Below are 12,992 nucleotides of genomic sequence, written 5' to 3'. Positions count from 1 at the left end.
CAGTGGACATCCCCCTCCGTCTGTTCACCGCAGCCCTCCCCGCCCTGCTCTCGGGCGCCCTCGCCCTCGCCTTGACGGGGTGCGCCGACGGCGCGTCCGATGCCGAGTCCTCCCCCTCTCCTTCCCCTGGAGACGGCGAGGGGAACGGTGGTTCGGAGGAGGTGGCGGCCTTCGTCCGTCCGGAGGACCCCTACGCGGGCATGGACGCCGAGCTGAGCGAGCGCCTGCACCTGCCGGTGTACGACTACCGGCTCGACGAGTACGAGGGGTACGTCGTGCGCAGGGCCGAGGACACGCTGACCGTGGAGTGCCTGGTGGACCTCGGTTACGAGGCCGAGGTCAACTCCGCGCTGGAGTTGGACCCCCTGACCATGCGCGCCTTCGGCCCCCAGCACGAGTACCGGAGGTACGGGAACACGCGCGCCGACATCGCCGGGGAGCACGGTTTCTCCCTTCCTCTCGACGACGTTGCCGACCCCTACCTCCTCGGGGGCGACGCGGACCTGCGCGAGCAGGCGCACAGCGCGGTCCTCAGCAGCGGAGAGGGTCTCAAGACCCCTTCGGGTGACACCGTGCCCGAGGGCGGGTGCATAGGCCAGGCGCGTCAGCGGATCGACCCCGACGGCGCACCGGCACACGAGACCGACGAGGAGGGCAACAGTCCTGACACCCCGGGCTCCCACCTCCTCGTGGAGGAGCTTCTGGGCGAGTCCTACATCGTCGCCGTGGAGGACCCCGCCGTCGCCGGGGCCACCGCGGCCTGGGAGGCGTGCATGGCCGGTGCCGTGGACGGGTTCCACGGAACACCGCTCTCCGGTGAGGGTTCGGACCCCGAGGCCGCGGTTCCCGCGCTGGAGTGCAGGGACTCCTCCGGCTATCTGGACGCCTTCGTCGCGGCCGAGCGCGCCGCCCTTGAGGGCCTGATCGCCGAGCACGAGGAGGCTCTGACCGCGCGCCGCGACCAACTGCGGAAGAACCTGGAGACCTCGCTGGACGTCCTCGGCTGGTAGCGGTTCGCCCGGAACGGAGGACACGGGAACCCCGCGAGGACGGGATCCGGGAAAGACGAGGGCCCGAAGAGCACGGCGAATCGCCAAGCGGCGCAGGATATCGCGCCATGACGCCTTTCCCCGCACGCGACACCCCTTTTCTCACAAAAAGAGAAAAGGGATGTTTTTCTTGGCTAATGTAGCAGTATGCGCAGTTCAAACCGGTTCTGCGCACACGCAAAAAGCCTGCGGACACGCGCGAACCCAAAAGGCCCGTGTTCTCCCCGTCAACGCACGCATGAGGGGTATGCTCGTGACCCGAAACGGCCGCACAGGGAGAACACGGGAAATCCCCGGCCGTGAAAGGCGGAGCCGATGCAGGGACACGAAGCGACCGGGACCGGCGGGGCGGGAGCGATCACCGCCTCCGGCCCCAGAGGAGCCGCGTGAACTGACCGGCACCGCCTCCGGGGCCCGCCGCCCACCCCCCTCACCGGACCGTACGACCACGACCACACGAGGGGAGCGGGATCGCACGATGCCCTGGGACGCACAGGAACGCACACGCTACGAGGACGAGGTGCTGGTGGCCGCGCGCGCCCACGGGCTGCCCGCGGACCTGTTCACGCGCTACGGTGTCGAACCCCGCCTGGAGTTGCGGTTGTGCGCCGACCCGGCCGCTTTCACCGAGCACGTGGACGAGGTGTGCGCCCACTGGCGCGCGCTCCGGAGCAGCCGCCGCTCCCTGAGGGAGGTGCTGGACGACCTCATCGCCGAGCACGAGCGGCTGGAGGGCGAGGGCGCGCTCACGCACGCCCACTTCCGTCAGGTCCGCGCCGACGAGGCCCAGCGGGTCCTGAGCGCGTGGTCCGAGATCGCCGGGGGTCTGACCACAGCGCTCCTGGACCGCGACACCCTCCGGTCGATGATCGCACCGGTGGGCGTCACCGAGGCCGACGCCGAACGCGTCCTGCTCGAACACGGCGTGCGCGTCGTGGACCGGCTTCCCGAACTGGACGACTCCCCTCCCGAGGACACCCTGCGCGCCCTGCGCGGGCACCTGCGCACCCGGGGCGTGCCCTTCTCCCCCATGGAGGTCTTCGGCGAGCGGCGCCTGGCCGAGGGGTTCAGCGTGCTGGACGGCTTCCGGCTCCACGACGGCACCGCCCTGGACAAGGCCGCCCTCGACGAGGCGGTCCAGCGCGTACGGCTGGAACCGGAGTCCGAGGGCAGGGCGGCGGCCGAGAACGTGCTGGAGATCCTGCACGCCGAGGGAGACCGGGCCGACGCCCTCGTGCTGGGGGAGATCGTCGACGACCTGCGGGAGCGCCCGGAGACCCTGAACGAGTCCGGGCTGGCCCGGCACTGGGTCGGCCGGGGGCTGGCCGAGGAGGAGGCGCTGCTGCTGGCCGCGGCCGTGCGGCGGTCCGCCTCCGGCACCGAAGCGCCCGCCCGGGCGGAGCGCGACGTGCACGACATGCTCGCGGACAACCGGTTGCGCCAGGCGCAGGAGGCCGCCGAGGACCTGCCCGAGGACCACGACCTGCACGAGCGCCTGCGCGCACGGATGCAGCAGGTGGAGGAGTTGACCGCGCAGGCGGAGCGGGCGCTGCGCGCGGGCGACCGGGAGGAGGCCGCCCGGGCCCTGGCCGCGGCGGCGGACGCGGCCGCCGACGACGAGGCGCTCGCCGCCCGGCTCGGCGAGGTGGCGACGCCGCCGCCGCGCGGTGTGGAGGCCCGGGTCGACGGCCGGAGCGTGGTGGTCTCCTGGCAGCCCGTCCCCGGGCCGGGCGGGCCGGTCACCTACCGGGTGACGCGGCGCACCGGGCGGGACGGGAGCGCCCGCGAGGCCTTGGTGGGCGAGTCGTCGGGAAACGAGGTCACCGACGCCGGGGCGCCCGTGGGAGCGGAGGCGCGCTACGCGGTGGTGGCGGTGCGCGAGGGCCTCGGGGTGTCGGAGGAGGCGTCGTCCGCGCCGGTGATGATCGCGCCGGAGGTCTCCTCGCTGCGGGTGCGCGCCGGGGAGCGGTCGGTGTCCGGCTCCTGGCAGGCCCCGGCGGAGGCGGTGCGCGTGGAGGTGCTGCGCGGTGTGGGGGCGCCGCCGCGCGGGGCGGGCGACGGCGTGCGCGTGGAGACGGACGGGTCGGGGTTCTGCGACACCGACGTCGAGATGGACGTGGATTACCACTACCGGGTCCGCGCGGTCTACGTGACCTCGAACGGGCACGCGCGGGGGTCGGCGGGGCTCGTGCGCCGGGCCAGCCCGGGCCCGTGCCCGGAAGCGGTGCGGGATCTGTCCGTGGTGCCGGACGGCGGCGCGGACTTCCGGGCCTCGTGGACGCGGCCCTCCCGGGGGAGGGTCGTGCTGCGGGTCGGGGAGGAGCCGCCCGAGTGGCCCCTCGGCACGGTGGTCGGCCCCGACGACCTGGAGTCCTACGGCCGTGAGGTGGCCCAGACCCCGGTGGCCGAGGACGAGGGGTCCCCCGAGGGCGGAGGGGTCGGCAGGAGCGGCGGAACGGGTGTTCGCGCCGGTGCGGGTCGGCCCTCGGGGCCGCCCCCGGGACCGGTGAACGGCCACGCGGACCCCGCGCGTGGAGGGGCGCCCGGCGAGGAGAGGGAGGGCGTGCGCGTGCTCGGGCCCGGGGAGAGGAGCACGGGCCACACCCGCACCTCCCCTGTCCAGAAGGCCCGTACCCCGCACGCGCCGCGCACCGGCGCCGCGGTGCCCGAGGAGGGCAGGAACCGCACCCGCGAGGACGCGTTCCGCGACACGGGTCACCCGCGCACCATGCATTCCGAGGAGGCCGGGGCGCGTCCCCACCCGGGCGCGTTCCACGCAGCGGGCCAGCCGCGCACAGTGCCCTCCGAGGAGGGCGGGAGCCGCTCCCGTGAGGGGGCGTTCCACGCCGCGGGCCAGCCGCGCACCGCTCCTTCCGAGGAGGGCGGGCACGGGGAGAGCGAGGGCGTCCGCGTTCTGGGGCCGGGCGAGAGGAGCCCTGCCCGGAACCGGGGCGCCGACCACGGCACGGACCCCCGGCGCGGAGGCTTCGCGGACGAGGAGGGGGAGGGGTTCCGGATCCTGGCCCCCGGTGAGCGGCCCTCGGGGCAGACACGTACCACTCCCGGCCAGGACAACCGTGCTCCGCACGCGTCCTCCGGCGGCTCCGCGGCGCCCGGAGGTTCCGTGGGCGACCGTGCTTCCGACCCGGCCGAGAGGCCCGGCAACCGCGTTCGCAGTGTCGGAAGGCACGCCAGGCTCTCCCCCGCCGCGGAGTCCACGGCACCGGCGGCCACCGGGACGGGGGACGGCGCCCTCGGCGCTCCCGCGCGCACCGGGGCCAACGCCCGCGACGGGCGCGAGCGCCCGGTGAACGCCCAGGCGGCCCCCGCGGCCGAAGGGGCCGACCTGCCGCGCGTGGTGCTGCCCTCCCCGCCCGCGGGCGGGGAGGGCGAGGGCGCCCGCGTGTTCGGCTCCGCGGAGCGGACCGGCGCCGACCCCCATGACGGTGAGACCCGCACGGCGAACCCGCCGTCGCACCGCGCGGCCGCGGGCAACGGACCGGTGGTGCCCCCGCAGGGCGTCGCCCTCGACGACCGCGCCGAGGGCCGCTCCGCCACGGGTCTGCTCACGGACGCGGCGTCCCGCGGGGCCGGGCAGGTCGGTACGGCCACGCGTTCCGGACCCGAGAGACCCGAAAGTCCGGGGGCGCCCGGGGACCGGGTGGCGGAAGGACCGGACGCGCCCGGCGGCACGCACGGAGGACATGCGAAGGCCGGGGCTCCCGAGGCGGTCGGGAACCGCGGGGCGTCAGCGACTCCCGGTATTTACGGGGCTCCTGACGCGGAAACGGACACCAGTGCGCCGGGGAACCTCAGAACAGGAACGACCGGAAACCCCGGGCCGACGGAGACCACCGGCGTCACGCACAACGTTCCCGGGACGGCAGCGCCCACCGGTGTGCCGGGGACTCCCGGAACAACCGGGAACCGTGGGTCAGCCGCGCACGCTGGTACTCAGGGGGTCCCCGGGGCGCCAGCGGCCGGTGCGGCCCCGTGGAACCGCGGGGCGACCGCCACGGCGGTACCCGGGAACCGCATGACCGCGGCCGAGGAGCAGGGCGCGCACCAGGCCCAGGCCCCTCGGGAGGAGCGGGAGCGGGTGGCGTTCACCCTGGATTCGGGCACCAACCACGTCCTGGCGGTGACGGTGGCGGGCGACCAGGCGGTCGTGGGCGTCTCCGTGCGGGTGACCGCGGCCCCGCCCGTGGAGGGGCTGCGCGCGGAGCGGTTCGACACCTCGGTCCGGCTCGGGTGGACCTGGCCCGAGGACGCCTGCGCGGCGATCATCTCCTGGCGCCCCGAGGAGCGCGGCACCGAGACCTGGACCGGCGGCCAGCTGCGCTGCACCCGCCGCCAGTACTCCTCCGACGGGGGCTTCGAGACGCTCATGGGCCCCGAGTCGGTGCGGGTGGACGTGCGCGCCGTCGTCCCCTTCGAGGGCGGGGAGGCGGTGAGCTCCGCCGCGAGCGTCACCGTTCCCGGCCGGGCGGTGCTCGACTACCGCGTGGAGTCGGCGGGCCTGCTGCGCCGGGACCGGGTGGTCCACCTGGTCGCGGAGGAGGACTGCACCATGCCCGAGGTGGTCGTGGTGTACGCCGACGGCCCGGTGCAGCCGCACGCCGCCGACCAGGGGACGGTGCTGGCGATCCTGCCCGCCCAGCACCTTTCGGCGGGCGAGTGGGTGTCGGTGCGCGTACGGCCTCCGCGGGGCACGGGCCAGGGCTGGCTGATGTGCTTCCCGGCTGACGACGACGGGCGGGGGGTGCGGCTGCGCCAGCCCCCGGTGAGGGAGCTGAGGTGCTGAGGAGCCTGGACGCCGTGCGCTCGCTGATCCCCGTCGAGGGCCGCCTCCTGGTGTGCCCCTACTGCTACTCGCGGTTCGCCGAGCGCCGCATCCGCTTCCGGTGCACGGGGCGCCCGGGGCCGGACGGGCGGGTGTGCGCGCCGGTGGAGGACGCCGCGATCCGCGCCCAGCTGGGGCGGCGCGAACGGCTGCCGCCGGTCTTCGAGGCCGACGGGCGCAGCGCCCGGGCGGTGTGCCCGGAGTGCGCGTCGACCACCGGCAGACAGGTGTGCGCCACCTGCCACGCCCAGCTCCCCGTGAACTTCGGACGGATCCGCAGCCGGATGATCGCCCTGGTCGGGGCGCGCGACGCGGGCAAGACGGTGTTCATGACGGTGCTCATCCACGAGCTGATGAACCGCGTGGGCTCCCGGTTCGACGCGTCGGTGGGGGGTTCGGACGACCAGACCCGGCACCGGTTCCACGCCGACTACGAGACCCCGCTCTACGAGGAGGCGCGGCTGCTCGGCGCCACCCGGCGCACCGGGGTCACCCGCGAACCGCTGGTGTTCCGGTTCACCACCCAGCGCCGGGGGCTGGGCGGCAGGCGGCCGCAGCACACGCTGCTGTCGTTCTTCGACACCGCCGGGGAGGACCTGACCTCCGGGGAGAGCGTGGAGGCGAACCTGCGCTACCTCAACAGCGCCGACGGGATCATCCTCCTGCTGGACCCGCTCCGGATGGAGGGCACCCGCCAGCTGGCCGCGGCGGGCGGGCGGCCGCCCGCCGCGGACACGGCGCGGACACGGCCGCTGGACATGCTGGGGCGCGTCACCGACCTGCTGATGAGCCGCCCCGGAGCCGTCAACAGGCTGATCCAGGTACCCATGGCGGTGTGCCTGACCAAGATCGACGCGCTGCACGGCGAGCTGGACGAGGGCTCGCCGCTGCACCGGCCGCAGCCCACCGCGCCGTTCTTCGACGAGTCCGACAGCCAGGACGTGCACGCCCAGATCCAGCAGCTGCTGCACCGGTGGGACGGCGGCGGGGTGGACGGCCACGTGCGCAACCACTACCGCAACGCCCGCTACTTCGGGGTGTCGGCCCTGGGCGGCGTCCCCGACCCGGGCAACCGTGTGCGCGGCGGGGTGCGCCCCTACCGGGTCGCCGACCCGTTCCTGTGGATGCTCAGCGAGTTCGGGGTCATCCCCTCGCGCGAGGCGTCCTGGTCCTGAACCCGGCCCGGCGGACCCGTCGGGCCGTGGTGTCCGGGCCCCTGTGAACCACCACCGCTCCAGAACCAGACCCCCCGCGACGACCAGACCGAAGGGGTGCGCCGATGGGCTTCGCGCAGCTGTACTACACCTCGTGCGAGCACGGCCTGTCCGGTTACGCCGGGTACCAGTTCAACGCGGCGACACCGGGGGTGGACCCCCGGGTGCTCAGGGAGGTCGAGCGGTTCACCGTGTACGAGCCGCCCCGGTCCCGCGAGCGCGTCGACGAGCATCCGGTCAACCTGTGCTACTCCCCCGACGTGGGCGGGGTGCCGGTGGTGAGCCGCGTGGTCTCCAGCGGCGACGACCCGTCCGGGAGGCCGGGCAACTACTTCGCGCACAGTCTGGTGGCCCCGGGGCCCGAGGAGTCCGGCCCGCTGCCCGCGGAGCTGTGGGAGGCCGACTTCTGGGCGGAGGCGCCGGTCGACGACCCCGGCCTGTCCGAGCTGGCGGAGCTGTCGGCGCCGCAGGTCGGCCCCGGACCGCTGGACCGCCCGCGCACCGACGCGTGGGTGCGGAGCCGCCCGGCGGAGGTGGTGACGCGGCTGCTGCTCGCCGCCGACGACGCCGTGGACGACTCCCGTCCGCTGGTGCTGGTGGCCGACAGCGCGTCCGTGGCGCACTGGGTGGCGGCCCTGAGCCACCTGCTTCCGCCGCGGCGGGCACGGCTTCTGTCGTTCGCGACCTACTGCGGCGACCCCGACGAGGCGCTCGTGCAGGTCGTCGGCGTCGCGCCCGACTCCGACACCGCGCTGTGGCGCACCAGGTTCACGGTGTACGACCCGGAGCAGGACCCGCCGGACGCGCTCCCCGAACCCGATCCCCGTGCGCGGGCCGTGGCCGACCGCCTGGTCCGGCTGGGCACGCGCCGGGCGGCGGCGCTGTGGCACAGGGCGCGGCCGTACGCCTCGGGCCGCGAGGGCGCGCTGGCGGACTGGCTCCCGGTGCTGGCCGCGGCGTCCCTGCTCGACGCGGACGCTCCCGCGCGCGAGGACCTGCGGGAGGTGCGCGCGTGGCTTCCCGAGGCCGTGGAGTGGCTCGCCCCCGGGGACGCGGCGGCGCTGGTCCACCGAATCCTGGACGCCGACGCCGCGGCGTCGGGAGAGGCCCGCGTCGGGATGGAGGTCAGCGACCGGAGGACGGACCGGAAGCTGGTGGGCGCGGTGTCCGGCCACTCCTCGGGCGGGTCCGCAGGCGGGCCGGTCGGCGGCGTGCTGGACCGGGCGTTCACCGGAGGCGCGGGCGGTCCGTCCGGCGCCGAGACGCGCGCGGCGGTCACCGTACCCGGCGGAGCGGGCGGGGCCCGCGAGGGGGGAGGCCGCGCGACGGTCACGGCGCTGGGCTCCGGTGCGGTCGTGCCGTCCGCCGGGGAGCGGGTCGGGACGCCCGGAGGGAACCGGGACGGAGCGCCCGGGGCCGCCGCTCTGCTCACCGGGCCGTCGTCGGGAGTCCTCGACACCGCTGACCTGGCCGGGTTGCAGCGGGTGGCGCACCGGCTGGGCGGCGCGGACGGGACCACCGAGCGGCTCGAACACGTGATGGTCCGCCGTTCCCTGGACGACATCGCCGCGGGAGGGGGCGCCCCCGCGGTGACGCCGATGCGCACGGAGTCGGTGCGCGGCGCGGCGCGGGAGCGGGTCGCCGCCCTGCTGGACGGCGAGTGCGGCGAACTCGCCCCCGACCGGGCGGTGGTGCTGCTGCGCTGGGCCCGGGCCAGCGGCCTGCCGCCCTGCGAGGAGAGCATGGAGCGCTACGGCGGCGTGGTGCTCGCCCCGCTGCTGGCCGCCTCGCACCTGCCCTCCCCGGAGGCGCGCGCCCTGGTCGCCGCCCACCCCGGGGTGCGCCGGGGCGCGGCCGCGCACCTGGCCTCGCTGCCCCGCGAGAGGTTGTCGGCCCTGGCCGCCGGGCCGGTGGGCGCCCTGTTCGCCAACGACCGCGACGGGTCCAGCGCCCCGCTGCGCGAACTGCGGCTGCTGGCCACCGATCCCCGAAGCGACCTTCCGGGGCTGCTGTCGTACCTGGTGTCCGTGCGCCGGGAGGGCCGGGCGGCGGGCGCCGCCGGGCTCGCCGCGCACGACCTGGACGAGGAGTTGCTCACCGACGTGTGGGGCCCCGGGCACGGGCCGCGGGCCGCCCTGCTCGCCCTGCGGGTGCTGCGCCCCGGGGTCCTGGTGGCGCCGGGGGTGGGCGGCTGGGTGGCCGAGGCGATGGCGGTGCCCCCCGGGGCGGGCCAGGAGCGGACGTGGCGGGAGCTGGTGGACGAGGTGTCCCGGCACTGGCTGCGGACCCGGCTTCCCGATTCCGGCCGACGGGTCGTCATGGAGTGGTCGGAGGTCCGCCCGTCCCTGGTCGCGCTGCGCGCGGCCGGTGAGGACCGGGCGCACGAGCGCCTCGCCGCCGTGTACGCGGCGGTGCGGGGAACCCATCCGGCGGTGGAGGAGGTGGCCTGGCGGCTGGTGGTGCGCGTGTTGCTGGGGTGGTGTCAGTGCTCGCTGCTGGCCGAGGCCCTGCGGGACTGCCCGGCGCGGGTGTTCGAGGCCTACGGGGAGGCGGTGTCGGCCCGGCTGGCCGACGACCGGCCGGACACGGCCACGGCCGCCCTGGTGTACCAGGCGGCGAGGCACCAGTTCCTGGCCGGGCACGGGCGTGCCGGGCGCCTGGACGCGTCGGTGCTCGCACCGGCCGTGGGCGGGTGGCGGCGGCGCCACCTGGCGAGGATGCGCAGGCAGCTGCCGCGCGAGTCGGCGGCCGGTTTCGACGAGTGGGCGCAGCGCTCGCGCGAACCGCGCGGGCGCGGGTTCCTGGGGCTGGGTTCGCGGTCGGGCGAGCGGCGGTCATGAGGGGGGCGGCGTCCGCGGAGCGGTCGGCGTCCAGGCGTGTAGCGGTCATGAGGCGCGCGGCGCGGACGGCGTCCAGGCGTGCGGCGGCCACGAGGCGCGCGGCGCGGACGGCGTTCAGGCGTGCGGCGGCCACGAGGCGCGCGGCGCGGACGGCGTTCAGGCGTTCGGTCTTCGAGGAACGGTGCGCGGTCACGGGGCGTTCCGCGCCCGGGCGCGCGGCGCGGACGCGGCGCGACGACGGCGGCGCGCAGGTCGGAGCGGCGCTCCTGATCGCCGTCGGCGCGGGCCTGGGCCTGCTGGTCGTCTACCTGCTGCGGTGGTGGCTGCTCGCGGGACTGGTGAGCGCCGTGGTGCTCGGGGGAGGCACCGCCCTCCTCGTCGGATGGTGCGTGCTGGTGGTCTCCTACCTGCGCCGCGTGCGCGAGGTGATGTGGGCGGGCGGCCACCCGGACGAGCCGCTGCCCGGCACCCGCGACGACCCCGCGCACCTGGCCTACCACGGCGGTCCTGCCTGGTGGGATTTGCGCGCGGTGGTGGGGCACAGCTGGGGCGCCGCGGCGCCCTGGAGCGTGTTCCTGCTGCCGCAGTTCCTGGTGCACGCCCTGGTGGTGGGCCTCTACCTGGCCGCGGCGTGGACCGCCGTCGGGGCGCTGCGGCTCGCCGACTCGGGACTGCTGCTGGTGCGCCGGATCCGCATGGTGTGCCCGGGATGCTTCCTGCGGCTGGGTTACCCGGCCTACCTGTGCGCGCGCTGCGGTCGGCGGCACGGCGCCATCCGCCCCGGCGGGCGGGGGCTGTGGCGCCGGGAGTGCCTGTGCGGAGCGCGCCTGCCCACGCTGCTCCTGCTGGGTTCGGCCGACCTGGAGGCGCGTTGTCCGCACTGCGACCGGGGGCTGGAACACCGTCCGGGCGAGGCCAGGGAGTTCGTGCTGCCGCTGTTCGGGGGCACGGGCGCGGGCAAGACGCGACTGGTGACCGGCATGAACCTGGCGCTGGCGCAGGCCGCGCGCCGGGCGCCGGAGGCGTACGTGGAGCCGGTGGGCGAGGAGACGGTGCGGCGGCTGAGGGAGGGCGAGCGGGTGCTCGCGGCCGGGTCCCGGACAGCGCCCACTCCCCCGGGCCGCGAGGTGCGGGGGCTGACGGTGCGGGTGGGCGCGAGCGGCAGGACCCTGCTCATGCAGCTGTTCGACGCGGCGGGCGAGCGGTTCAACCGGTCGGCGACCGTCGAGGAGCTGGCCTACCTGGGCCGGGCGACGACGTTCGTGCTGGCGGTGGACCCGTTGGGGATCGAGTCGGTGTGGCGTTCCCTGACCACGCGGGAGAGGGCCCGGCTGGCCGGGGACCGGTCGCACACCCGCGATCCGGAACTGGCCTACGGGGCGGTGCGCGACGAGATCCGGCGCCAGTACCGGATGCTGGCCCGGCGCCGGGGCGGGCGGGGGCTGCGCCAGGCCCGCCTCGCGGTGGTGGTCACGCGCGGCGACCTGGTGCGGGGCACGGCCATCGCGCCCGGGGAGTCCGACCCGCGCGTGTGGGCGGAGCGCACCCTGGGGCTGGGGAACCTGCTGCGGGACGCCGAGGCCGACTTCGGGGAGGCGCGGGTGTTCCTGACCTCGGCCGTCACCGACCGGAAGGGGCGGGCCGACCCCAGCCTGAACGCCCTGCTGCGGTGGACGCTGGCCGGGGAGCACGACGCGTTCACCGCGATGCTCGCCGCGTCGCAGGAAGAAGCCGGGGCTCCGGGTGGAACGGGTGCGCGGGAGGCGGCGGGGCCGCCGGGTGCACCGGAGCCGTGGGGGGATCTCGGGGCGTCGCGGGAGCTGCGGCCAGCGGGCCACGCCCCCCGGCACGCGCGGCCGGGACGGGCGGAGCCGGAACATCCCGAGTACGCGGAGGAGAGCCGATGACCTACCGGGGAGCCGGGCACCGGAGCACGCGCCGGACCGTGGCCGTGGTGACGTACGCGCTCGCGGGCGCGGTGACCGTGGCCGTTCTCGCAGCGGCCGTCTGGCTGGGAGTGGTCACCGTCCAGGGCGTGTGGGCCCACGCCCTGTCCCGCATCACCCAGGGCCGATGAGCCCTTCCCGAACCGCGGCGGGCACTCCCGGACAGCCCCGAGGACATCCCGCGACGGCGGGGGCGCCCGACCCGACTACACCCTCCCACCTGCGCCTGTGGCACAGTGACGGCGATCGCGGCACCAGTCGGCCGCCACACACCCCGGGAGGGAAACCATGGCGATCTTCGCCGTCACCTACACCTACGCCCCCGACAGCGCCGCCGCGCGCGACGAGCACCGCCCCGCGCACCGCGAGTACCTGGCCGCGCAGGACGCCAACCTGTGCTCCGGCCCCTTCGGCCCGGAGGACGCTCCCGGCGCCCTCCTGCTCCTGCGCGTCGGCTCCCGCGACGAGGCCGTCGCCCTGACCGAGAAGGACCCCTTCCGCGTCCAGGGCCTGGTCTCCGAGGTGGACGTCAAGGAGTGGTCCCCGGTGCTGGGCCCGCTCTCCGAGCACTTCTGAGCGAACGCCGCGGGCCGGGACGGAAGTCGGTTCCGTCCCGGCCCGCGGCGTGTGCGGCCCCCGGCGTCACTGCTCGGCGAGGCCGTTGTCCCTCATCCACTGCGGGTCGGGGGCCACCATCTGGAGGATCTCGACGTAGAGGCCCTCCGGACCCGAGACCTGGAAGCGGCGCTGCCCCCAGGGCTCGCTGACCAGCGGCATGATCACCTCCACGCCCGCCTCCCGCAGCCTCTTCTCCTCGGCGTCCACGTCCGGCACCAGGAAGGCGACCAGCGACTCCGCCCTTCCCGAGCGCAGGACCTCGTGCGTGGACGGATGGTCGCGCAGCACGAAGTCGATCGACAGCTTGGGGTGGTCCTCGTGCTGGGTACTCAGGTACCAGCCGAGGTCGATGTTGACGTCGAAGCCGAAGTGTTCGGCGAACCACGCGGCGCTGGCGCGCGGGTCGTCGCAGAGCACGGCCAGTCCGACGAGATCGATGTTCACGGTGCCTCCAGGGGGTCGCTTCTCACCACTTCAAGCAA

The 12,992-nt window shown here is 75.8% G+C and carries 8 protein-coding genes; 7 read left to right on the top strand and 1 reads right to left on the bottom strand.

From position 1 onward, the window contains the following. The first annotated feature begins 2 nt into the window (after positions 1 to 2). The 7 genes from ACSTA4_RS06795 to ACSTA4_RS06765 all read left to right on the top strand — a co-directional run bounded on the left by ACSTA4_RS06795 (position 3) and on the right by ACSTA4_RS06765 (position 12,468). On the top strand, positions 3 to 1,010 hold the full coding sequence (locus ACSTA4_RS06795) for a hypothetical protein (protein ID WP_444962817.1): 1,008 nt from the start codon (positions 3 to 5) through the stop codon (positions 1,008 to 1,010). 517 nt (positions 1,011 to 1,527) lie between these two features. Further along, entirely contained in the window at positions 1,528 to 5,853 is a 4,326-nt protein-coding gene (locus tag ACSTA4_RS06790) for a hypothetical protein (RefSeq protein ID WP_444962816.1), read from the top strand. After that, positions 5,847 to 7,067: a TRAFAC clade GTPase domain-containing protein gene (locus ACSTA4_RS06785; protein ID WP_444962815.1), complete on the top strand. Its 1,221-nt coding sequence runs from the start codon at positions 5,847 to 5,849 to the stop codon at positions 7,065 to 7,067. The genes ACSTA4_RS06790 and ACSTA4_RS06785 overlap by 7 nt, the downstream gene beginning before the upstream one ends. A gap of 104 nt (positions 7,068 to 7,171) precedes the next feature. Beyond that, entirely contained in the window at positions 7,172 to 9,946 is a 2,775-nt protein-coding gene (locus ACSTA4_RS06780) for a GTPase-associated protein 1-related protein (RefSeq protein ID WP_444962814.1), read from the top strand. Between the two features lie 47 nt (positions 9,947 to 9,993). Further along, a complete protein-coding gene (locus tag ACSTA4_RS06775) occupies positions 9,994 to 11,853 on the top strand; it encodes a TRAFAC clade GTPase domain-containing protein (protein WP_444962813.1) in 1,860 nt (619 codons plus the stop codon). Beyond that, positions 11,850 to 12,023, top strand: coding sequence for a hypothetical protein (locus tag ACSTA4_RS06770; protein ID WP_444962812.1), 174 nt, complete (start codon positions 11,850 to 11,852; stop codon positions 12,021 to 12,023). Before ACSTA4_RS06775 ends, ACSTA4_RS06770 begins: the two co-directional genes overlap by 4 nt. A gap of 157 nt (positions 12,024 to 12,180) precedes the next feature. Further along, positions 12,181 to 12,468, top strand: a complete 288-nt coding sequence (locus ACSTA4_RS06765; RefSeq protein ID WP_444962811.1) for a YciI family protein — start codon at positions 12,181 to 12,183, stop codon at positions 12,466 to 12,468. Between the two features lie 66 nt (positions 12,469 to 12,534). On the opposite strand, the gene ACSTA4_RS06760 is transcribed toward ACSTA4_RS06765, so the two are convergent. Next, positions 12,535 to 12,954: a VOC family protein gene (locus ACSTA4_RS06760; RefSeq protein WP_444962810.1), complete on the bottom strand. Its 420-nt coding sequence runs from the start codon at positions 12,952 to 12,954 to the stop codon at positions 12,535 to 12,537. Positions 12,955 to 12,992: the final 38 nt, after the last annotated feature.

This window comes from Nocardiopsis sp. M1B1 (genome assembly GCF_052466615.1).
Note: the sequence above shows the minus strand (reverse complement) of the source record. Positions and strands in the feature narration are given on the sequence as shown.